At 75.7% G+C, this 22,341-nt stretch carries 17 protein-coding genes; 7 read left to right on the top strand and 10 right to left on the bottom strand.

Annotated elements, in window-relative coordinates; genetic code table 11:
* The first annotated feature begins 85 nt into the window (after positions 1 to 85).
* From AB0C76_RS08015 to AB0C76_RS08025, 3 genes are all read left to right on the top strand, one after another.
* Positions 86 to 1,396 (top strand): glycosyltransferase family 4 protein, encoded by a 1,311-nt coding sequence (locus AB0C76_RS08015; protein ID WP_359961387.1) that lies wholly within the window; start codon positions 86 to 88, stop codon positions 1,394 to 1,396.
* Between the two features lie 105 nt (positions 1,397 to 1,501).
* The gene (locus tag AB0C76_RS08020; protein WP_359961390.1) at positions 1,502 to 2,236 is read left to right on the top strand and encodes a class I SAM-dependent methyltransferase; all 735 of its coding nucleotides are present in this window, start codon (positions 1,502 to 1,504) and stop codon (positions 2,234 to 2,236) included.
* The gene (locus tag AB0C76_RS08025) at positions 2,233 to 3,294 is read left to right on the top strand and encodes a prenyltransferase (RefSeq protein WP_359961393.1); all 1,062 of its coding nucleotides are present in this window, start codon (positions 2,233 to 2,235) and stop codon (positions 3,292 to 3,294) included. The genes AB0C76_RS08020 and AB0C76_RS08025 overlap by 4 nt, the downstream gene beginning before the upstream one ends.
* Before the next feature lie 72 nt (positions 3,295 to 3,366).
* Here AB0C76_RS08025 and AB0C76_RS08030 read toward each other — a convergent pair whose 3' ends face one another.
* The 4 genes from AB0C76_RS08030 to AB0C76_RS08045 form a co-directional block, all read right to left on the bottom strand.
* Complete coding sequence (locus tag AB0C76_RS08030; RefSeq protein WP_359961396.1) at positions 3,367 to 4,269, bottom strand: hypothetical protein; 903 nt, start codon at positions 4,267 to 4,269, stop codon at positions 3,367 to 3,369.
* Between the two features lie 169 nt (positions 4,270 to 4,438).
* Positions 4,439 to 5,437, bottom strand: a complete 999-nt coding sequence (locus AB0C76_RS08035; RefSeq protein ID WP_359961398.1) for an N-acetylmuramoyl-L-alanine amidase — start codon at positions 5,435 to 5,437, stop codon at positions 4,439 to 4,441.
* A gap of 7 nt (positions 5,438 to 5,444) precedes the next feature.
* Complete coding sequence (locus AB0C76_RS08040; protein WP_359961400.1) at positions 5,445 to 6,638, bottom strand: hypothetical protein; 1,194 nt, start codon at positions 6,636 to 6,638, stop codon at positions 5,445 to 5,447.
* A gap of 127 nt (positions 6,639 to 6,765) precedes the next feature.
* Positions 6,766 to 7,425: a class I SAM-dependent methyltransferase gene (locus AB0C76_RS08045; RefSeq protein WP_329930973.1), complete on the bottom strand. Its 660-nt coding sequence runs from the start codon at positions 7,423 to 7,425 to the stop codon at positions 6,766 to 6,768.
* A gap of 193 nt (positions 7,426 to 7,618) precedes the next feature.
* Between AB0C76_RS08045 and AB0C76_RS08050 the strand changes: the two genes are divergently transcribed.
* Positions 7,619 to 8,707: an alcohol dehydrogenase catalytic domain-containing protein gene (locus tag AB0C76_RS08050; protein ID WP_359961403.1), complete on the top strand. Its 1,089-nt coding sequence runs from the start codon at positions 7,619 to 7,621 to the stop codon at positions 8,705 to 8,707.
* A gap of 75 nt (positions 8,708 to 8,782) precedes the next feature.
* Here the strand turns inward: AB0C76_RS08050 and AB0C76_RS08055 are convergent, their stop codons facing one another.
* The 6 genes from AB0C76_RS08055 to lanL form a co-directional block, all read right to left on the bottom strand.
* On the bottom strand, positions 8,783 to 8,959 hold the full coding sequence (locus AB0C76_RS08055) for a hypothetical protein (RefSeq protein ID WP_359961406.1): 177 nt from the start codon (positions 8,957 to 8,959) through the stop codon (positions 8,783 to 8,785).
* 522 nt (positions 8,960 to 9,481) lie between these two features.
* Positions 9,482 to 11,134 carry an ABC transporter ATP-binding protein gene (locus AB0C76_RS08060; RefSeq protein WP_359961409.1) on the bottom strand — a complete coding sequence of 551 codons (1,653 nt, stop codon included), beginning with the start codon at positions 11,132 to 11,134 and terminating at the stop codon, positions 9,482 to 9,484.
* Between the two features lie 746 nt (positions 11,135 to 11,880).
* Positions 11,881 to 13,539, bottom strand: a complete 1,659-nt coding sequence (locus AB0C76_RS08065) for an ABC transporter ATP-binding protein (protein WP_359961412.1) — start codon at positions 13,537 to 13,539, stop codon at positions 11,881 to 11,883.
* A 108-nt stretch (positions 13,540 to 13,647) separates the two neighbouring features.
* Positions 13,648 to 13,791, bottom strand: a complete 144-nt coding sequence (locus AB0C76_RS08070; protein WP_329930970.1) for a VenA family class IV lanthipeptide — start codon at positions 13,789 to 13,791, stop codon at positions 13,648 to 13,650.
* Between the two features lie 149 nt (positions 13,792 to 13,940).
* Positions 13,941 to 15,938 (bottom strand): alpha/beta fold hydrolase, encoded by a 1,998-nt coding sequence (locus AB0C76_RS08075; protein ID WP_359961415.1) that lies wholly within the window; start codon positions 15,936 to 15,938, stop codon positions 13,941 to 13,943.
* Positions 15,935 to 19,036 carry a class IV lanthionine synthetase LanL gene (gene lanL, locus AB0C76_RS08080; protein ID WP_359961418.1) on the bottom strand — a complete coding sequence of 1,034 codons (3,102 nt, stop codon included), beginning with the start codon at positions 19,034 to 19,036 and terminating at the stop codon, positions 15,935 to 15,937. The genes AB0C76_RS08075 and lanL overlap by 4 nt, the downstream gene beginning before the upstream one ends.
* A 515-nt stretch (positions 19,037 to 19,551) precedes the next feature.
* Here lanL and AB0C76_RS08085 point away from each other — a divergent pair.
* The 3 genes from AB0C76_RS08085 to AB0C76_RS08095 are packed head-to-tail and all read left to right on the top strand — an operon-like array spanning position 19,552 to position 22,299.
* Entirely contained in the window at positions 19,552 to 20,388 is an 837-nt protein-coding gene (locus AB0C76_RS08085) for a Nif3-like dinuclear metal center hexameric protein (protein WP_359961421.1), read from the top strand.
* A 23-nt stretch (positions 20,389 to 20,411) separates the two neighbouring features.
* Positions 20,412 to 21,155, top strand: a complete 744-nt coding sequence (locus AB0C76_RS08090; RefSeq protein WP_359961424.1) for a C4-type zinc ribbon domain-containing protein — start codon at positions 20,412 to 20,414, stop codon at positions 21,153 to 21,155.
* A gap of 4 nt (positions 21,156 to 21,159) precedes the next feature.
* Positions 21,160 to 22,299, top strand: a complete 1,140-nt coding sequence (locus AB0C76_RS08095) for a bifunctional RNase H/acid phosphatase (protein ID WP_359961427.1) — start codon at positions 21,160 to 21,162, stop codon at positions 22,297 to 22,299.
* The last annotated feature ends 42 nt before the right edge of the window (positions 22,300 to 22,341 follow it).

Genomic DNA, 22,341 nt, shown 5'->3' on the forward strand with positions numbered 1-22,341 from the left:
GCCGATGACGAGTTCCACAGCCACTGAAACCTGATCTACTTTAGCGACCGGCAGCACAGATAGCAGCTAGAGAAGAGGGCCCAGGATGACCGCGCAGCCGCTGCGGATTGCCCTGCTGTCGTACCGCGGCGACCCGTTCTGCGGTGGCCAGGGCGTCTACGTGCGTCACCTGTCCCGTGAGCTGGCCAGGCTCGGCCACCACGTGGACGTGATCGGCGCCCAGCCGTACGCCGTCCTGGACGAGGTCGAGGGGCCGGGTTCGGTGCGCCTCGTCGAGCTGCCCAGCCTGGACCTGTACCGCGCGGACGACCCGTTCCGCACGCCCGGGCGCGGCGAGTTCCGCGGGCCGGTGGACGTGCTGGAGTTCGCCACGATGCGCACCGGCGGCTTCCCCGAGCCGCTGACGTTCTCGCTGCGCGCCCGGCAGTACCTGGCCCGGCACAAGGGCCGCTACGACGTCGTGCACGACAACCAGACCCTCGGCTACGGCCTGCTCGGGCTGGCCCGGCACGGCTTCCCGCTGGTCACCACGATCCACCACCCGATCACCGTCGACCGGCGGCTGGAGCTGGACGCGGCCACCACCTGGATGCGCCGGCTGTCGCTGCGCCGCTGGTACGCCTTCACCCGGATGCAGCGCCGCGTCGCCACCCGGCTGGAGCACGTGATCACCGTCTCCGGCAGCTCGAAGCGGGAGATCACCGAGCACCTGGGCGCCGCGCCCGGCGCCGTCTCGGTGGTGCCGATCGGCGCCGACACCCGGCTGTGGTCCCCGTCGGCGGAGGTCGCGCGGGTGCCCGGGCGGATCGTCACGACCTCCAGCGCGGACGTCCCGCTCAAGGGCCTGGTGTACCTGGTCGAGGCGCTGGCCAAGGTCCGCACCGAGCGGCCCGCGCACCTGGTCGTGGTCGGCAAGCCGCAGAAGGAGGACGGCCCGGTCGCCGAGGCGGTCCGCCGCTTCGGGCTGGAGGAGCACATCGAGTTCCGCAGCGGGCTGACCGACCCGGAGCTGGTCGACCTGTACCGCTCGGCCGAGGTGGCCTGCGTGCCGTCGCTGTACGAGGGCTTCTCGCTGCCCGCCGCCGAGGCGATGGCCACCGGCACGCCACTGGTGGCGACCACCGGCGGCGCGATCCCCGAGGTGGCCGGGCCGGACGGGGAGACCTGCCTCGCCGTGCCGCCGGGGGACGCGGGCGCGCTGGCCGCGGCGCTCGGCCGGCTGCTGGACGACCCGGCGCTGCGCGAGCGGCTCGGGGCCGCCGGCCGCGAGCGGGTGCTGGCCCGGTTCACCTGGGAGCGGGCCGCCGAACTGACCGCCGACGCCTACCGCGCGGCGATCGCCACCGGGGTCGGCGCGCGGGCCCGCTCCGGGCCGGGCTGGCGGTACGTGCCCTGAGTCCGGGCCGGTCCGCGGCGCCGACCGGCGTGCGTGAGATCTGATGAAGCGTCAAACGCGCTTGATGGCAAGACGCTTGGTAGCAAAAGGAATGGGAGCCCTGCAGTGCTGACCGTCGATTTCTCGCGCTTCCCGCTCGCCCCCGGCGACCGGGTGCTCGACCTGGGCTGTGGCGGGGGCCGGCACGCGTTCGAGTGCTACCGCCGCGGCGCCAACGTGATCGCCCTCGACCAGAACGCCGAGGAGATCGCCGAGGTCAAGAAGTGGTTCGCCGCGATGGAGCAGGCCGGCGAGGCCCCCGAGGGCGCGTCGGCGACCGCGATGGAGGGCAACGCGCTGGCGCTGCCGTTCGAGGACGAGTACTTCGACAAGATCATCATCTCCGAGGTGATGGAGCACATACCCGATGACAAGGGCGTGCTCAACGAGATGTTCCGGGTCCTCAAGCCCGGCGGCCTGCTCGCCGTCACCGTGCCGCGCTGGCTGCCCGAGAAGATCTGCTGGGCGCTGTCCGACGAGTACCACGAGGTCGAGGGCGGCCACATCCGCATCTACCGCGGCGACGAACTGCTCGGCAAGCTCAAGGACGTCGGCCTGGAGCCCTACGGCACCCACCACGCGCACGCGCTGCACTCGCCGTACTGGTGGATCAAGTGCGCCGTGGGCGTGGACAACGACAAGGCGCTGCCCGTCAAGGCCTACCACCAGCTGCTGGTCTGGGACATCGTCGGCACCCCGGTGATCAGCACGCTCACCAAGGCCGCCGAGAAGGCCCTCAACCCGGTCATCGGTAAGAGCTTCGTCGCCTACGCCTCCAAGCCGCGGCGGGCCGGCGCATGACGGCCGCCGTCCCCGAGGTGCTGTTGCTCGACGGGGTGCTCGACGCCGAGCAGGCCGCCGGCACCGTCCGCAGCATCCTCGCCGAGCAGCGCGCCGACGGCGCCATACCGTGGTTCACCGGCCACCACCTCGACCCGTGGGACCACACCGAGGCCGCGATGGCCCTCGACACCGCGGGGGAGCACGCCGCCGCCGAGGCCGCCTACCGCTGGCTCGCCGCCCACCAGAACCCGGACGGCTCCTGGTACGCGGCCTACACGGACGGCGAGGTCTCCAACCGGGCCAAGGAGACCAACTTCTGCGCCTACATCGCCGTCGGGGTCTGGCACCACCACCTCAGCACCGGCGACGACGCGTTCCTGGAGTGGATCTGGCCGGTGGTCCGCCGTGCCCTGGACTTCATCGTCCGGCTGCGGCTGCCCGGCGGCCCGATCTCCTGGCGCCTCGACGAGGACGGCACCGCGACCGACGAGGCGCTGCTCACCGGCTCCTCCAGCATCCTGCACGCGCTGCGCTGCGGCCTGGCCGTCGCCGAGTACCTGGAGGAGCCGCAGCCCGACTGGGAGCTCGCGGCAGGCCGGCTGCGGCACGCCGTCGCCCACCACCCCGAGCGGTTCCTCGACAAGGACCGCTTCTCGATGGACTGGTACTACCCGGTGCTCGGCACCGCGCTGCGCGGCGAGGCGGCACTGGCCAGGATCGAGCGCGACTGGGACCGCTTCGTCGTCCCCGGCCTCGGCGTGCGCTGCGTCAGCGACCGTCCGTGGGTGACCGGCGGCGAGAGCGCCGAACTCGCGCTCGCGCTCTGGGCGATCGGCGAGTCCGACCGTGCCGTGGACATCCTGCGCTGGATCCAGAAGCACCTGCGGCACGAGGACGGCTCCTACTGGACCGGGTACGTGTTCGAGGACGACGCCGTCTGGCCCGAGGAGCGCACCACCTGGACGGCCGGCGCGCTGCTGCTCGCCGTCGCCGCGCTCGGCGGCGACCCGGCGACGGTCGCGGTGTTCGGCGGGGACGACCTGCCGGAGGGACTGGTGGTCCAGGACTGCTGCTGAGGCGGCCGGGTCGCGACACGCGGAAGGGGCGGGACCACGAGGTGGTCCCGCCCCTTCCCGCTGCGTGGCCGTTCAGCCGCGCTGGATGCCCGAGGTGTCGGCCAGCACGCCCTGGGTGCCGTCCTGGAGCTGGGCGACCAGCGCGGTGCCGCGCTGCTCGACCGCCAGGTACCAGGTACCGGGGACCAGCTCGCCGATCGGCGCGCCGACCGGGTTGTCCTTCGGCGCCAGCGTCCGCGGGGCCGGCACGGCGAACCAGAACGGCGCGAAGTCGGCCGCCGGGGCCGGGGCCGGCTGTGCGGCGACCGGAGCCGGGGTGATGTCCTGCGGGCCGGGCTGACCGGCCGGGCCGGGCGCACCCGGGGCCGGGTAGCCGTAGCCGCCGGGCTGGGCGCCGTACGCCGGGGCCTGGTTCGGGTCCTGGCCCTGCACCGGGTAGCCGTACTGGCCCGGCTGGGGCTGACCGGGCTGGCCCGGCGTCGGGTAGCCCCCCTGGTACGGGACGGCCGGACGGTCGGTCACCAGCGGCGCCTTCAGCGCGGGCACCAGCGGACCGGCCGCGGCGGCGCCGGCGAGCACGATCAGCGAGATGAAGCCGAGCCAGGCGCCGAAGCCGTGGCTGACGCTCGGACCGGTGCTGCCGCCGCCCAGCGCCCAGATGGACGTCCACAGCGCGGTCACCGCGAACGCGGTGCCCCACTGGTCCAGCCGCAGACCCAGGACCTGGCGGTTGGCCGCGGCCGGGCCCTGGAACCGCTGCACCAGGATCAGCGCGGCGGCGGCGATGCCCAGCAGGTAGATGGAGGGCAGGATGGGGAACAGCGCGGTGCTCCAGGCGTTCTGCGACGTGTCGATGTTCGCGCAGTACGCCCCGGAGCAGCTCAAGGTCCAGTAGGGCAGGAAGGAGGCGATGAAGAGCAGGACGGCCGCGCCTGCGACGGCGGCGTCTCCCCTGGTGAGAGCGCGCAGATTCACTTACGTTCCCCTCGTTGACGGTTCGTGGACGGCGGTCCGCCCGGTCGCGCCGACCGGCCGGGAACCCCCGAACGGACCAGAAGCCTAGGGCCAACCGCCCCACCGGCGCACAGCGGGGACCGGGAACGGGGCGAATTCGTTGCAAACGGCGCAGCGAGCGCCACCGGAGTCAGCCCCGCGAGGTCAGATACGCCGTCAGCGCGTCGGCGATCCCCTCGGCCGCCTTCTGCCGCCACTGAGGGTCCGTCATCCGCTTCGCGTCCGCCGGGTTGCGCATGTTACCGCACTCGATGAACACCTTGGGGACCGTCGAGAGGTTGAGGCCGCCCAGGTCGGAACGGGTGTCCAGGCCGTTCTCGGCGATGTAGTCGGCGAACGGCTCGCCGGTCGCGGCGTGGAACCGCTCGCGCAGCAGCAGGCCGAGCCGGTGCGACGGTTCGACGATCGCCGAGTTGTCCGCCTTCCCGGCGACCACCTTGGCGGGCATGATCACGTGGAACCCGCTGCCGCTCGCCGGACCGCCGTCCCCGTGCACGGAGAGGGCCACGTCGGCGTGGGCGTCGGCGGCGGCCCTGGCGCGCTCGTCGATGCACGGGCCCCACGGGCGGTCGCCGTCCTGGGTGAACACCACGGTGGCGCCGCGGGCGGTGAGGATCGCGCGGGCGCGGCGGGAGACGTCCAGGGTGTAGTCGGCCTCGGTGTAGCCGGCGTCGGTCTCGGTGCCGGTGGTGTCGCACTCCTTGCGGGCGTTGCCGATGTCGACCTGACGGTTGATCTCGGTGGTGTGCGAGGAGTTGCCGGGGTTGTGGCCGGGGTCGAGCAGGATCGTGCGGCCGGTGAGGGCGGTCGAGGCGGTGGCCCCGGCGGTGGGCGTGGTGGTGCTTCCGGCGCCGGGCGTGGCGGTGGGGGCGGCCGACGGCGTGGCGGGTGGCGTGGCGGTCGGGGTGCCCTCGGGCGTCGCAGCGGTGGCCGTCGACGGCGGTGCCGCCCCGGGCGCGGCGCTCGCGACGGCCGTGCCGGCGGCGGTCGTCGCGCCGGCGGGCGCGTCGTGGCTGACGGCCTGCCAGCCGAACCAGCCCGCGAGGCAGAGCGGTACGGCCGCGCCGACCACCGTCGTGGTGCGCAGCAGGGCGGAACGGCGGGGAGGGCGGTTCGTCGGGCCGGTCACGAGCGGTTCAGATCCTGTCCTGGGTCCGTGCGGTGAGGCCGAACGCGTCGGCGATCGGCTTCCACTTGCCGACGAAGTCCTTCTTCGCCTGCGTCGCCTGGGGGTTGAGCTCGTCGGCGTGCTTCTTGTCGGCGGTGGTCGGGGCGGTGCCGGAGCAGCCCTGGTTGGCCACCGAGCGAGCCCAGGCCGCGTACGCCCGGTCGATGTCGGCCGACAGCTGCCAGGCCGACTTCAGCGACTGGATGGCGTCCGCGCCGCCCGGGACGTCCGAGGCGCTCAAGGCGCCCAGCTTGCGCAGCAGTTCGTCGCGCTGCTTGGCGCCGTTGTCGAACACCTGCGCCGCGTCGGCGATGTCGGCCTTGGCCGGGCAGCTGCTGACCTTCGCCACCGCGCTGCCGATCGGGGCCTTCGCGCTCTCGCCCTGGGTGAGCAGGTCGTCCAGCGCGCCCGCCTGGGCCTTGGCGTTCGGCCCGGCGGTGGTAGCGGACGGGCTGGGCGTCGCACCCGCCGAGGCCGGGTCGGTCGCGGTGGCGTTCGGGTCGCCGGCCGAACCGCTGGGCGCCGGGGCCGGCTGCGGGGGGCCGGACGGTCCCGGGTCGGTGGCCGTGGCGGCCGGGGCGGGCGCGGCCCGGTCCTTCGTGTCGTCGTCCTTGACCGCCATCAGCAGGCCGCCGCCGACCGCCAGCACCAGGAGCAGCGCGAAGCCGATCAGCAGGGGCGCCTTGCGGTTGGTGGGGCGCTCCTCGTCGTCGTCCAGGTCCTCGTAGCCGGCCGGGTGGTCCGGCTGGGCCGGGTAGCCGGGCCGCGGCGGGTACTGGTAGCCGGGGCCGGGGTACGGGCCGGGGGCCTGGGCGCTCGCGTGGGCCGGGAACGGCGACGCGGGCGGGACGGGCGGGGGCGGCGGCGCGGCGGACGGGTAGGCGGGCGCGGTCGGCGCGTCGTAGCCCGGGGCCGTCGCCAGGTAGGGGCGGGCGCCCAGCGGCGGGCCCTGGTCGCCGACCCCGCCCGGGCCGGGCGGCGGGGCAACCGGGCGCGCGGGAGGCGCCGGGGGCGCGGCGTCGGCGGGCTGCTGCGGCTGGTCCGGCCGGGGCCGGCCGGACTGCTGGGGGTTGGGCTGCTGGGGGCCGCGGACCCAGCCGCCGGCGCCGCCGCGGGCGGTGGGGTCCCAGACCGCCGGAGCGGTGTTGTTCTGGTCCGTCATGTGCCGCTAGCCCCCACCGTCCGCCGTCGCTCTGTCTGGTGCCGCCGTGTCCCGTTGCCGCTCGCTGCCTGGTGTGGCGCGGCCACCGTACCCTCCGGACCCCCCGCCCGGCGGCTCCGGCACGACGTTAGAGCATCGGTGCACGCCTGCGCAGCACGCGCAGCGAACCGGTGACGGAGACCTCCTCGAAGCCCTCCGCGAGCGCCCGCAGGTACACCCGGTAGGGCGCCTGGCCGCCGTCCGCCGGGTCCGGGAAGACGTCGTGCACCACCAGCAGGCCCTCCGGGGCGAGGTGTGGCACCCAGCCCTCGTAGTCGCCGGTCGCGTGCTCGTCGGTGTGCCCGCCGTCGATGAACACCAGGCCGACCGGACGGCCCCACAGCGCCGCGATCCGCGGCGACCGGCCGACCAGCGCCACCACGTGCTCCTCCAGTCCGGCCGCGTGCAGCGTCCGGCGGAACGTCGGCAGCGTGTCCATCAGCCCGACCTCGGGGTCCACGAGCGTCGGGTCGTGGTACTCCCAGCCCGGCTGCTGCTCCTCCGACCCCCGGTGGTGGTCCACCGTCAGCGCGACCGTCCCGGTCTCCCGGGCCGCCGCGGCCAGCAGGACCGCCGAGCGCCCGCAGTACGTCCCGATCTCCAGGACCGGCAGCCCGGTGCGCCGCGCCGCCGTGACCGCGGCCGCGTACAGCGCGAGGCCCTCGTCGACCGGCATGAACCCGGTGGCCGCCTCGAACGCCGCCACCACCTCGTCCGCCGGACGGACGCTCTCCAGCAGGTCGGACATGGGGCGGCTCCTTGTGATGGGTGGGTACGGGGGTGGGTGCGGACGCCGGTGCGGCGATCCGTTTTCGGACCCTACTCGACGGTACGTCGGCACCTCCTCCCGGGACCGCCGCTGGAACGTGTTCTAGTCGCCGCCCCGCGCCCGTGCCAGAATCGGCGCGACCGTGGATCCGAGGCACACCGGGAGCAGCCCCATGCGCGCAGCCGTTCTGCACAAGACCGGGCAGGACACGCTCGACGTCCGCGACGACGTGACGGCGGTCGGGTTCGGGCCCGGCACGGTCAGGGTCCGGATGCGCGCGGCCAGCCTGTGCCACTCCGACCTCTCCGCGATGAACGGCGTGCTGCCCCAGCCGGCGCCGTTCGTGCCCGGCCACGAGGGCGCGGGCGACGTCGTCGAGGTCGGCGAGGGCGTGCGGTCGGTCGTGCCCGGCGACCGCGTCGTCCTGTGCTGGATGGCCCCCTGCGGGCGCTGTGCGCACTGCGAGCGCGGCCGCGGCCACCTCTGCGTCGCGAGCCTGCGGCGCCTCGGCGCGCCCGGCTTCCGCTTCGATGAGGGCGGCGCGGCGGTCGACGCGTCCGGGTTCTACGGCACCGGCTCGTTCGCCGAGGAGGTCGTCGTCGCCGAGGACGCCGTGATCAAGGTCCCCGCCGACCTCCCGTACGAGGCCGCCGCGCTCATCGGCTGCGGGGTGACCACCGGCGTCGGCGCCGCCGTCAACACCGCGCGTGTCGAGCCCGGCGCCTCGGTGGCCGTGATCGGGGCGGGCGGCGTCGGCGTGGCGACCGTCCAGGGTGCCCGGGTCTGCGGTGCGGGCCGGATCACCGTCGTCGACCCCGTGGTCTCGCGGCGCGAACGGGCGCTGGCCTTCGGCGCCACCGACGCCGTCGCCCCGGAGGGCCTCAAGGCGACCGCCAAGGGCCTGCCCGGGGGCGGCTACGACTACGTCTTCGAGGCGGTCGGCCGCTCGGCCACCGTCCGCGCCGCGTACGACGCCACCCGGCGCGGCGGCGCGGTCGTGGTGATCGGTGCGGGGGCACAGGACGACCTCGCGCAGTTCACCATGGGCGAGCTGTTCTTCAACGAGAAGCGCCTGCTGCCCTCGCTCTACGGCGGGGCACCCGTGCCGTCCACCATCGCGCTGGTCGTCGACCTGTGGCGGGCCGGGCGGATCGACCTCGACGGCATGGTCACGCACCGGGTCGCGCTCGCCGACGTCAACGACGCGATCGCCCAGATGCGCAGCGGCGAGGCCCTGCGGACGGTCGTCACCCTGGACTGAGCGCACGCCCGGTACGCGCGAGGGCCCGCCGGGAGTCTTCTCGGCGGGCCCTTCGGTGCGGTGGCCGACCCTTTGTCAGCCCTGGCCGGCGGCCCGGTGGCGGCCGTGCGCACCGGCCCCGGGGCTGTCGTCGGCGGAGGACGGGCCGCGGTGGCGGCCGTGCGACGCGCTGTCCTCGGCCGTGATCCCGTCGGCGTCGGTCCCGTTGATCGTGATCGCGGGTCCGGTGGTGTCGGTGAGGGTGTCGGACATCAAAATCGTCTTTTCCGTGCGGAGCTTGCAGATGCATCGGCGCCCGCCCGGCACTGTGAATGCGCGGTCGGGCCCCCGTTTCGGGCGCAGGAACCGCGCCACAGCCGGTGATCGCGGCCCGTGCCCCGGCCACCATAACGGCCGCGGCGCCCGAGATCCTATCGAGATCCTGACACCCCCTCCCCGGCGGTACCTGCCCCGCGCAGCGCCCTCCCCGCCCGCCCGTCGCCGGGGCGCGCCGAGATCCCGACCACCTCTGGCCCGGCAGCGCCGGCTTCGCACGGCGCCCTCCGTCCCCGGCCGCTGACCGTCCCCGCCTCGGCCCAGCCAGCCGAGATCCGGACCCCACGGCCCGGCGGCTCCTGCCCCGTGCAGCGCCGTCCGCCTGCGGCCGCTGACGGCCCCTCCTCCCGGTCTGCTCCCAGGGCGCCTGCACGAGAAGTCGATGTCGCCGACTTCTCGTGTCGCATCTCACGGATCCGCCAGCCGGAGCAGGGGTGTCGGCCTTCGCCGGTGGCTTCGTCATGACGCGTGTCCGGCTTGCGGTGTGCTGTTGCTGCGCGGTGCGGAGCCCAGCCAGTGGCCGACCAGTTCCCGGTAGAGCGGCGACAGGACCTGGAGGTCCCCGTGTCTGGCGAGCGTGCCGCGGCCGCCGTCCAGGAGGAGGACGCGGTCCGCGCGCAGGGCGGAGCTGATCCGGTGCGCCACGACGACGAGCGTTCCCGGTCGGGCGGCGAAGGCCCGTTCGGCCTGCTCCTCGGCCGTGGCGTCCAGGTGGCAGGTCGCCTCGTCGAGCACGATGACGGGGGCGGGGGAGAGGTACGTCCGGACGAGCGCGAGCAACTGGCGCTCGCCGGCGGAGAGTGCGGCGGGGTCGGTGAGGACGGCGTCCGCTCCGCCCAGCCGCGTGACGAGTTCACCGGCACCCACGACGTCGATGGCACGGGCGAGTCGGGCGTCGGTGGCCTCCGGCGCGAGCCACGTCAGGTTCTCGCGCAGCGGGCCGGGGAAGACGTAAGCCTCCTGCGGAAGCAGCGCGACCAGCCGGGTGCGGTCGCCCGGTGGGAGGTGTTCCCCGCCGATGGTGAGGTCGCCGGAGGTGGGCGTGAGCAGGCCGGCGAGCAACCCGGCCAGCGTGGACTTGCCGGCTCCGCTCGGGCCCACGACGGCGACGTGCTCCCCGGCTCCGACCGTCACGTCGAGCCCGTCGAGGACCGGTTCGGCGGTGGGGGCGTGCGCGTAGCGAAGGGCGGTGAGGCGCAGGCTCGTGTCACGGGCGGTCGAGCCTCCCGCCGTCGACCGGGCGGCCGTGGCGTCGTCGGCGGAAGCCGTGGCCAGGCGGTCCAGCACGACCGCGAGGCCGAGCAGCCAGCCGCCGACCGTACCGGCCAACGTCCGCACCGCCGGATCGAGTTGCTGGAGCAGGTACGTGGCGACGCCGAGCAGTTCGCCGGCCGTGAGCACGTCGTGCGCGAGCAGCCACGGCGCCGCCGCGAGCACGGCCAGCACCGGCAACCGGCCGCCGAACGCGACCACGAGCACGCGCAGGGCGGACGCCCGGCCCAGCGCGCGGGCGGCGGCGGCGCTCGTCCCGGCCGCCTCGGCCAGTGCGGCGGCCACCTGCGGCTGCGTACCGGTGGCCTGGACGTCGCGCAGGCCGTGCAGGGCGCGGCCCGCCTCGGCGGCGAATCGTTCCTCCGCCAGTACGACCGCCCGGCGGCGTTCCACCAGCGGCCGCAGCAGGCGGGCGAAGAACAGCCCGGCGGCCAGGAGCGGCAGCAGGACGAGCGGCAGGACGGCGGGTGCGAGCAGCGTCAGGCCGATCAGGGCGGCGGCCAGGGTGATCCCGACGCCGCGCAGGGTGCGCAGCAGGGTGGCGGTCAACTGCCGTGCGGACTCGACTTGTTCGGTGAGCCGCGCGACCTCGGCGGTGTCGGCGAAGGGCCGGGCGAGCGCGCCACGGACCACCCGTGTGACGAGCGCGTCCCGCAACGGCTCGACGACCGCCGCGAGGTGCGGGAACCCGGCCCGCGCCGCGAACGCCCTCAGGACGGTGGCCGCGCCGAACCCGGCCAGCCAGGCCACCCCGACCCCGGGCCGCCCGGCGAGGAAGCCGCGGTCCACGGCGGCCGACACGAGCAGCCCGGAGAGCAACGGCGGCAGTGCCTCGGCCACGGACCAGGCGAGCAACCGCAGCAGCGGCCGGCGCGTGGTGGCGAGCTGCCGAAGGAGGAGCGCCCACCCGGGAGAGGCGGGGGGAGCGGAAAGCCGGCGCCGCCGACTTCCTGCGCGGTGATGGTGGGCGGCCGCGGGCATCGGGGGCGGCGGTGGCACGAGAAGTCGGCGGGCCCGACTTCTCGCGCGGGGCGCCTTGGTGCGCGGGGACCGCCGGTGAGCTCGGTGCCCTGAGTTGGCGGAGGCACGAGCCACCTGCGCGGAAAGTCGGCCGAGCCGACTTCCTGCGTCGCCGGGTTGCGCGACGGCGCCCGAGGCGGCGGAGGCGGCTGGTGCCGAGCCGTGCGGGAGAGGTCGGTCTGCTCGACTTTCGGCGTCCAAGGCGTCCAAGGCGTCCGAGGCGTCCGAGGCGTCCGGCCCCCGGCCCGGCGCGAGAAGTCGATCGGGCCGACGTACCACGCGGGCGTCGGGGAGTTGGTGGCCTCCGGACGGCCCGGCGTGCTGCCCAAGAAGTCGGCCGGCCCGACCTTCCGCGTCTGTGGCGTCCGCTCCCAGGTCTGGCACGAGGAGTCGGTCTGTTCGACTTCCTGCGTCTGTGGTGTTCGGCTTCAGGTCGTGCGTGAGAAGTCGGCCCGGCTGACTTTCTATGCTGGCGTTGGGTGCTCGATGGGGGGCGGAGGGCGCAGGAGGCTGCGCGGGAAGTCGGCCGACCCGACTTTCCGCGCGCGGAATGCGGTGGCGGGCCATCAGGCGGCTGCCTGTAGGGCGGTGTCGGACAGGGCGGCGCGGTAGTCGTGATGTGCGAGGAGAGCGGTGTGCGGGGCCAGGGCGCGGAGGCGACCGTCTTCCAGCCAGGCCACCAGATCCGCGCGGGCGGCGACGGTGGCGCGGTGGGCGGTCACGATGCGGGTGCGGCCGAGGGTGGCGCGGTCGAGCGCTTCGGTGACCTGGTACTCGGTGGCGAGGTCGAGCCCCGAGGTCGCGTCGTCCAGCACCACCACCCGCGTCGGCCGTGCCAGCAGTCGGGCCAGTCCGAGGCGTTGCAACTGGCCTCCTGAGAGCCGCAGTTCGTCGAGCGGCGTATCCCACCCCCGGGGCAGTCGGCGCAGGAAGCCGTCCGCGCGGGCGGCCTCGGCCTCCGCCTCGCCCGCGCCGGCGAGTGCGTCGCGCACGGTGTCGCCGACCAGGGCGGGCCGCTCGAAGGCGTAGCCGACGGCGTTCCGGAGTTCGTCGGGGGCCAGCTCGTCGACCGGGACGCCGTCGATGAGCACCATGCCTTCGTCCGGGTCGCGCAGTCGTCCGGCGAGGGCGGCCAGCAGGGACTTGCCGGAGCCTGAGCGCCCGACCAGTGCGAGCGTGTGTCCGCCGGGGACGGTGAGGTCGAGCGGTCCGAGCAGCACGTGGTCGCCGTCGCGCACCACCACGCCGCGGAAGGCGAGTTCGCCGGTGCCGTCGGCCGGAAGCGTCGCCGCTCCCACGGGTGCCGGCGGGAGCGCGAGCAGGTCGTCGACCCTGGCCCGTCCGGCGCGGGCGTGGGCGACCCCGACCAGCGATTCGACCTGCTCGAAGAGGCCGGCCCCGAGCGCCGCCCACCCGGCGGCCGCGGTGAGGTCTCCCGGCGCCAGGGCGCCGTCGGCGAGCAGCACGCCCGCCGTCGTCAGGACCGCGATCTCGACCGCCGCGATCAGCAGCGTCGCCTGCCACGCCGTGCGGCGCTGCGCCGCCCACAGCGCGTGTCCGGCCGTGGACAGGTCGGGCAGCGGCGCCAACACCCTCGCGGCCTCGCGCTCTTCGGCGCCGGCCGCGTGGATGCTGCGCAGCCCGGTGAGTGCGCCCGTGAGGCGCACGGCGAGCTCCGCCTGCACCTCCTGGTAGCGGGCGAACGCCGATCCGGCGTCGCGCAGGAACAGCCGGATCAGTACCACGCCGGGCACCACCCCGGCGAAGAACGCCAGCGCCAGCCACGGCGACAGCACCCCGAGGCCGACGATCGCGCCCACCGACGTGAACAGCGCGCCCACCGCGCCGAGCCCGGCGGGCAGCCGCCCGCCCGCGTCGCCGGCCGAGCCCACCAGGCGGGCGGTCAGGTCGCCGGGCGCCGGGCCGCCGCGCAGCCGGCCGCCCGGCCCGAGGTCGAGCAGGTGCCGGACGAGGCGCCCGCGCAGGGCGGCGGTGGCGTCGGCCGCGCCGGCCGGTCCGGCGGCAGCGGCGGTGGCGCCGGCGGCGGCTGCCGTGCCCACGGTGAGGGCGAGCAGCGCGAGCGCGCCGGTCGCGGACCGGTCCGCGCCGCCGAGGACGGCGTCGACGGCCCCGGCCAGGACGGCGGGCAGCGCGAGCGTGGTGGCGGCCTCGACGGGCGGCGCGAGGCCCAGGGCGAGGGTCGGTCCGTCGGGTCGGCGGGGCAAGTGGGCGCTCCTGCAACGAGGTCGGTGACGAAGGACGGCGCCGTCCCGCCTGTCCGGACAGGCGGGACGGCGCCCGTGGGTCATCGGAGGACCCTGGCGCTGCCGTGATCAGTTGATGGTGAAGATCAGGCAGGTCAGGACGAGGCAGGTGTACTGGCAGCCGGCGCCGTGGCCGGTCAGCTCGACGGACTCGCTCTCCGGCAGCTCCTGGAGCGCCGCGAGGTCGGTCTCGAAGTCCACCATGTTCTCCATGATCTGTTCCTCCCCTTGAGTGCGCGCCCGCCGCGATCTGCCTGCGGGCGCCGGGTATCGCCCCCGGGCGGCTCCGTCCGCCGCGCCGGGGTGGTGCCCCGGGCCGTCTGGCCCGGGAGTCCGTGGGGTGTCGTGCCGTGCGGGGCCGGTCAGCCCGGCCGGCCGGTGCGCAGGAAGGCGGCGAGCAGCTCGTGCAGCACGGCCGCGCCCTCCTCGGCCAGCACCTCGTGCCCGGACCCGGCCGCCTCGACGTAGCGGAAGTCCGCGCCCTCGACCCGGCCGATCCGCAGCAACTCGTGCCGCAGCGAACGGGACTGGCTCACCGGGACGACGTCGTCCCGGTTGCCGTGCACCACGAGCAGCGGGGCGCTCAGCCGGTGCGCGAGCTGGAGCACGTCGCGCGGCCCGCGGGCGTCCGCGATCTGCTCGCCGCCGCCCAGCCGGGTGGTCAACGCCCTTACCGGGGGCGCCGCTTCGGCCAGCAGCCGGGCGCCGGACAGGAACGGCGCGACCACCGCGCAGCGCGCCACGTGTTCGGCCGGGGCGTGCGCCGCCGCCAGCAGCGCGAGGAACGCGCCGTAGCTGACGCCGAACAGGGACGGCGGCTCCAGGCCGAGCGCCGCGCGCTGCCCCGCGAGCCCGTCGAGCAGGTACAGGACGTCGTCCAGGTCGGGCCCGCCCCACGCGCCGCGGATCGCCATCGCGTGCGGCACGCCGTACCCGGTGGAGCCGCGCTGGTTCGGCGCGACCACGGCCAGGCCGTCCGCGGCCATCCGCTGCAGGGCCGGGTCGAACTCCAGCCGCCAGGCGTCCGCCGGGCCGCCGTGCAGCGCCAGGACGAGGTGCGGGCTGCTCAGCCACGCGTCGCCGCCGTACACGACGGCCTCCAACGGTCCGGCCGGGCCGGCGAGTTCGATGCTCTGGGCCGGGTGCCAGCGACCGCCGTCGCCGGGTGCCGTGCTGCCGTCCAACCGCCAACCGGGCGGCTGCGTACGGGGGATGCGTGCGCCGCCGGGCTGCCACGGCAGCACCGTGTCCCGCCAGGGGTCGGGCAACCCCGAGCCCAGCGGGGCAAGTTGGAGGGGCAGCGGCATCGGTCCGGACGCCGGGGACGCCGGGCCGTGCGCCAGCAGCGCGTCCACGTCCAGCGCTGCGAGCGCCGCCGGGTGGTCCGGCGCCGAGTACGGCATCCGCAGCCCCGCCTCTCCCCAGTGGCCGACCGCGCCGAGCCGGCCCGGCGGCACCGGGAGCAGGTCCAGCCGTCCCGCCGCGGGCCGCCACAGCGCCAGCGCCGAACCCGCGCCGTGGTCGATCTGCACCGCCACCCGCGGCCCGTCCGCCTCCTGCCGCAGCGCCACCGGCCGCAGGAACATCCCCGCCACGTGCAGCCGCTCCGGGAACCGCAGAGGCTCGCCGCCGCCCAGCACGCCCCAGCCCAGCCGGTCGGTGCCCGGCGCGTCGCTGCGCACCATCGCGAAGCGGCTGTCGGGGTCGAACAGCACCAGGCGGTCGTTGCTGCGCTCGCCGATCTCCAGCAGTGGGGTGACGGCGCCGCTGCGCACGTCCAGCACGACGGTGCGGACGATCCCCGCGCTCACCCGGTCCAGGGCGACCAGCGCCCCGGTGTGGTCCAGCCAGACCCCGCCGCCGTGCAACCCCGGTACCTCGGCGACCTGTTCGGGCTCGCTGCCGTCCGTCCGCACCAGCCAGACGATGGTCGCCGGACGGGTGTCGGCGCCGAGCGCGAGCGCCACGGGGGCGGAGGGGGAGGCGGGGGCGGTGCGGGCGGCGGGCAGCGGCAGGAGGCGCAGGCCGGGCATCCGGAGCGTCGCCAGCTGCGTTTCCGTGCACGTGCCTTCGTGGGACGACAGGTGGACGAGGTCGTGCCGCTCGCCGTCGTTCCGGCAGACCAGGACCGACCCGTCCGGCAGCGAGACCAGCTGCGAGCGCAGGCTCTCCGAACGGTTGCCGGACAGTGGCAGCGCGGTCGGGGCCGCCGGTCCGCCGTCCGCCGGGAGGTGCCAGCTCTCCGCGTACCAGCCGCCGTCGGCGGCCGAGGCGAGGCATGCGGCGTGGCTGCCGTCGGGCGCGAAGGTGAAGCTCAGGCGGCGCAGCGCGTTGGTGCGGGTCGGCGTGGCGACGTTCACGGTCGGCCCACCCCGTCCGTGGCGCGGGTCGGCCGGCGCGTGGCGGGCGGTACCGGGTCCACCCAGAGGCGGGGGCCGCCGTGCCGCAGGCGCAGCAGGAAGGCGAGCACGCCCGCGGTGCCGGTGCCGTAGCCGGGCGCGCACCCGGTGCCCGTCTCGTCGGGGAGCACCGCGAGGCCGTCGCGGAGGGCGGAGCGGGCGGTGATCAGGTGCGCCAACTCCTCTGCGCCGGCATGGAGTTCGGGCTCGCCGGTGGCTTCGGCGAGGTCCAGCAGGTACTCGCCGTCGCCGGCCAGACCGTGGCAGGCGCTCACTCCGCCGTGCCAGCGGCCGGCCAGCACGGCCCGCCCGGCGGCGAGCGCCAGCTCGTGGGCGGTGGCGTCCCCGGTGACCTGCCAGAGCCGGAGGAGGAACGTGCCGACGCCGGAGGAACCGCTGCACCAGTGCGGGAGCCGGACGTGCGGGGCGTCGTCCGCGCTCTGCGGCCACCACGCGGGGCCGGTACCGGTGCCGCCGTCGCGGCGGGCGGTCGCGGCGAGCGTGCGGCCCGCCTCGACGGCACCGGCCAGGAGCGCGGGATCGCCGGTGGCCTCGGCGGCGGCCAGCAGGAAGGCGCCGACCCCGGCGACACCGTGCGCGAACCCGAGGTGGGTGATCCCGGCGAGCGCCGAGTCGAAGTCCTTCGGCACCGGCCAGACCAGCCCGTACGGCTCCCGCCGGGCGGCCGCGAGGAGAGCACGGCCGCCGCGCGCGGCGCGGGCGAGGAAGGCGGACGCCGCGGTGCCGTCGGCGTCGGCGGCGAACCGCAGCTGGGCGAGGCCCGCCCCCGCGGCGCCGTGGCAGACATCGGGGTTGGGCCACTCGGCGTCGACCCGCAGTGCCATCGCCGAGGCCCGCTCCGCGAGTTCGCGGTCGTCGAGCACCCGGGCGGCGTCCAGGAGCGCCCACGCCGTGCCCGACCGCCCGAAGTGCAGCCCCGGCAGGACGACCGGCTCGGCCGCACAGCGGCGCTCGATCCAGTCCGCCGCCACCCGGAGCGTTCCGTCGTCCTTCGGAAGCCCGCCCACGAGCGCCGCACGGGCGAGAACGGCGAGCACCCCGGCGGCCCCGTGCTGCACGTTGCACGGATCGGTCCGCTCCCCGGCCGCCACGACGGGCCACAGGCGGTCCCGCCGCCCGGGCGCGGCGGTGACGGCGAGGTGCCGCAGGCCGTCCGCCAGTACCCGGTCGAGGTCGATGGCCGGCGCAGCGTCGTGCCAGGGGAGGCCGGCGAGGTCGGGGAGGCGGAGCGCGCCGCGGGACTGCGCGGTGGCCCCGGGGCTTCCCGCCGTGGCCGCACGCTGTCCGCCGGCCGCGCCCGTGAGCTCGCCGCCCGGAACCGGCGGCCGAGTGCTGAGCCCGACGGCCGCCCGGGCGGTGCCCGTCTCGGACGCCGCGTCGCGCCCGCCGACCGCCGTCGGCGCCGCACGTGGTGCCGCGCGCAGAGCCAGAGCCTCGCCGTCCTGGTCCTCGGCCGTCGGGCTCGCACTCGACGGCGTGCCCTCCCCGTCCCCGCCGAAGACCGCCGCGCGGACGTCCGCCACCCCCCATCGTTGCGCCGGGGTGTCCGCCCGGAGGCCCAGGATGGCCGGTGCCAGACGGCGGGCGGTGGTGCCGGTGCGGGCGGCGAGGGTGAGCCAGCGGGTCAGGCGTTCGGTGACCGGGCGGGCGTGGGGGAGGTCCTCCGGGAGGAGGGGGTCGTGGCCGGTGGCGAGGAGGAAGAGGAGGCCGCCGAGGGCGTACAGGTCGACGGCGGGGTCGGCGACGCAGGTGCCGTCCGTGACGAGGCCGAGCCGGCCCGGGCCCTGTTCGGGGGCGCGGTAGCCGGGGGTGCCGGCCGCGCCGGCGTGCCGGCCGGTCTCGGCGGCGAGTTCGAGGTCGACGAGCCGCAGGCTGCCGTCGGGCCGCACCATGACGTTGCCGGGGGAGAGGTCGCGCAGGACGAGTCCCTCCGCGTGCACCTGCTCGACGAGGTCGAGCAGGGCCCGGGTCATCGGTGCGGCCTCGGCCCAGTCGACGTCGGGGCTGCCGTCGCGCCGCAGGCGGGTGGTGACCCAGGTGCCAAGCGGCTGCCCGGCGATTCGTTCCTGCACCAGGAAGACCGAGTCGTCCTGCTCGATGAGTTCGATCGCGGCCGGTGCCAGGCCGCGCCCGGCCAGCCCGGTCAGCAGGGCGGCCTCGTGCCGCAGTGCGTCGCGGGCGTCCGTTCCGGCGCGGTCGACCTCGATGTGGGCGCGGGCCTGCTTGACCACGACCTCGGTGCCGCTCGCCGCCTCCCGCCCCAGGAACACGCCGCCCTTGGTGCTGTGCCGCACGGCGGAGGTGATCGCGTACCGCCCCGCGAGCAGCACGCCGCCGGCCCGCTTCCTCGACGGGGCTGGTGTCTTGGGGCCCGAGGGCGGGGCGAACGGATCCCGCACCCATCCCGGCGCCCGGTACGAGGCCCCGCGGACGTCCACCGCGCGCTCCCCGTCCGGCCCGCGCAGCACCGACCGGTACTCCCCGTCGTTGCCGAGTTCGGCGCGTGCCGCGAACGCGCCGTAGCGGTAGTGCACCCGGCTGCCGGGCCGGTACGGCCGGTCGGAGAGCACGACGGGTCCGGGCAGCCCGTCCGTCGCGCGGTCGAGCGCGGCGGCGAGGCGCCGGAACTGGTCGTCGTCCGCCGGGTAGACGGTGATGAACTTGCCCGCAGAACCGCGGTCGCCGTTGCGTGAGTTGAGCTCCCGCAGGCGCTGCTCCCCGGCCGCGAACTTGAAGGTGCACGGGTCGTCGGCGAGCACCCGCACGACGGCCGCGAGCACCGCTTCGCCCACCGCCGAGGCCGCGCTGACGTGCAGCTTCCAGCCCTGCCCGGGTAAGGGTGACGACCCGGACGGCCTGGCCGTGCACCAGAAGCCCCCGGCGGTGACCTCCCAGTCCCCGCCGCCCTCCCGGCTTCCGGCGCCGGCCAGCGCCGCCCGCGTCGCCTCCGGCCACGGACCGGCCGCATCCGGCCCGCCGGTCACCGAGCCCGAGCCCCCGGCCGTACGCAGCGATGTGCCCGCCCCCGTCATCCGCATTCACATCCCTTCGTCTCGGCCGCCGCCCGCGGGTGCGCACTGCTCGTTGCAGCCCTTCGCCACAACCCCTCGTTGCAATCCCTCATGAGGGGCGATGAGCCCAACCCCTGGTGCGGCGGGCTCCGGCCCGCGTCGACGGAGCGCGATCCCGACCTCGGGCCGGGGCAACTGCCGTTCGCAGAACTGAAGTTACTTTCGAGGCGGGAGAGGCTCAACGCACAACCGGTCACTTCACTCATAAGGGTGATCCGGCGCGGGTTTCGAATTCGTGCGAAGGGCACGCTGTGAGCAACGCGCGCCCGGCGCACCGGCGTGCGCGGCCCGCGCACCGGGCGCCCGGGGGTGCGAGCGGCGGATCGAGGCGGGTTGACGAGCATCCGTGCGCGGGTGGCACCCGCGTACGCCGGCCGCACCCGGCAGCACGGGCCCGGGACACCCCCCGACCGCCCCCCGACCGCCCCCGCGACCGGGCGGCCGGGGCCCGACCGCCCCCGCGCGCACGGTAGTCTCGACAGGTGCCGAAACTGTCCGACGTCATCACCGCACTCGAAGAGGTCTACCCGCCGCAGTGGGCGGAGTCCTGGGACGCCGTCGGCCTGGTCTGCGGCGACCCCGAGGCCGAGGTCGGCCGCGTCCTGTTCGCCGTCGACCCCGTGCAGGCCGTCGTCGACGAGGCCGTGGAGTGGGGCGCCGACCTCGTCGTCACCCACCACCCCCTCTACCTGCGCGGCACCACCAGCGTCGCCGCCACCACCTTCAAGGGCCGGGTGGTGCACACGCTGATCCGCAACGGCATCGCCCTGCACGTCGCGCACACCAACGCCGACCACGCCGACCCCGGGGTCTCGGACGCCCTCGCCGAGGCCGTCGGCCTGACCGTCACCGGTCCGCTGGTGCCGGACCCGACCGACCCGCTCGGCCGCCGCGGCGCCGGGCGGATCGGCCTGCTGGAGCCCCCGCTGACCCTCGCCGCCTTCGCCGAGCAGGTCGCCAAGGGCCTGCCCGCCACCGCCGCCGGTGTCCGCGTCTGCGGCGACCCGAACCGGCTGATCGGCCGGGTCGCGGTGTGCGGCGGCTCCGGGGACGGCTTCCTCGCCGAGGTCCGGGCGGCCGGCGTGGACGCCTACGTCACCGCCGACCTGCGCCACCACCCGGCCTCCGAGGCCGCCGAGGCGGCCCCGGTCGCGCTGGTCGACGCCGCGCACTGGGCCACCGAGTGGCCCTGGCTCACCCTGGCCGAGCGGGCCCTGCGGGCCGCCGCCGACCAGCGCGGCTGGGCCGTGGAGACCAAGGTCTCCCACCGGGTCACCGACCCGTGGACCGCGCACGCCCCCATGTCCTTCCCCGCCTGACCCGATTCACAGGAGCTCTCCGCTTGAACGCCGCGCCCGCCGACCAGATCCGCCTGCTCGACCTCCAGGCCATCGACTCCAAGCTCGACCAGCTGGCCCACCGGCGTCGCAGCCTGCCCGAGCACGCCGAGATCGAGAAGGCCACCGCCGACCACACCGCGCTCAAGGACCTGGTCGTCGCCGCCCAGGCCCAGCAGGGCGACACCGCCCGCGAGCTGACCAAGGCCGAGCAGGACGTCGAGCAGGTCCGCGCCCGCTCCGCCCGCAACCAGCAGCGCCTCGACTCCGGCGCGATCACCTCGCCGAAGGACCTGGAGAACCTCCAGCACGAGATCGGCTCGCTCGCCAAGCGCCAGGGCGACCTGGAGGAGGTCGTGCTCGACGTCATGGAGCGCCTGGAGAGCGCCCAGACCCGCGTCACCGAGCTCACCGCCCGCCTGGAGCACTCCACCGTCGTCCTCACCGAGGCCGAGGGCCGCCGGGACGCCGCCTTCGCCGAGATCGACGCCGAGGCCGACAAGGTCAAGCGCGACCGCGAGACCGTCGCCGCCGTCGTCCCGGCCGACCTCATGAAGCTCTACGCCAAGCTGCGCGAGACGCAGGGCGGCGTCGGCGCGGCCCGCCTCTACCAGCGCCGCTGCGAGGGCTGCCGCACCGAGTTCTCCATCACCGAGCTCAACGCCATCAAGGCCGAGCCGGCCGACAAGGTGGTCCGTTGCGAGAACTGCTCGCGGATCCTGGTCCGCACCGCCGACTCGGGCGTCTGATCCGGTGGCGGCGCGCTTCATCGTCGAGGCGGACGGCGGGTCCCGGGGCAACCCGGGGCCGGCCGGCTACGGCGCGGTCGTCCGCGACGGCGACACCGGGCAGATCGTCGCCGAGGCCGCCGAGTTCATCGGGCACGCCACCAACAACGTGGCCGAGTACAAGGGCCTGATCGCCGGGCTCCGGGCGGCGCGCGAGCTCGACCCGGACGCCACGGTGGACGTCCGGATGGACTCCAAGCTCGTCGTCGAGCAGATGTCCGGGCGCTGGAAGATCAAGCACCCCGACATGCAGCCGCTCGCCGCCGAGGCGAAGACCGTCCTGCCGCGGGGCCGCGTCACCTACACCTGGATTCCGCGCGAGCGGAACAAGGACGCCGACCGGCTCGCCAACGAGGCCATGGACGCCGGCAAGGCGGGCCGGCCGTGGGAGCCCAGGAAGCCCGCCGCGGTGGCGGCCGTCGCCGAACCGCCGCTGGAGACCGCGGCCCCCAAGGCCGGCTGGGCCGCCCCGGCCGACCTCGGCACCCCCACCACCTTCGTGCTGCTGCGCCACGGCGAGACCGCGCTCACCCCGGAGAAGCGCTTCTCCGGCAGCGGCGGCAGCGACCCGGAGCTCTCCGAGAAGGGCCGCTGGCAGGCCGAACGGGCCGCCGAGGCGCTCGCCGCGCGCGGCAGCGTCCAGGCGGTCGTCGCCTCCCCGATGCAGCGCACCCGGCAGACCGCCGAGACCGTCGCGGCCAGGCTGGGCCTGGAGGTGCGGTACGAGGACGGGCTGCGCGAGGTCGACTTCGGCGCGTGGGAGGGCCTGACCTTCGCCGAGGTCCGCGAGCGCTACCCGGACGACCTCACGGCGTGGCTCGGCTCGGCCAAGGCCAAGCCGACCGGCAGCACCGAGAGCTTCACCACGCTCACCCACCGGGCCGCCGTCGCCCGCGACAAGATCATCGCCCGCCACCCCGGCCGGACGGTCCTCGTCGTCTCGCACGTCAGCCCGATCAAGACGCTGGTCCGGCTGGCCCTCGGCGCCCCGCCGGACTCGCTGTACCGGATGGAGCTGTCCGCGGCCTCGCTGTGCGCCGTCCAGTACTACGCGGACGGCAACGCGTCGGTGCGGCTGCTCAACGACACGTCGCACCTGCGCTGACGGCGGGGCGGGCTCCCGCGCGAGCCCGCCACCGCCGTCAGG

It is taken from the genome of Kitasatospora sp. NPDC048722, from assembly GCF_040650235.1.
Classification (GTDB): domain Bacteria; phylum Actinomycetota; class Actinomycetes; order Streptomycetales; family Streptomycetaceae; genus Kitasatospora.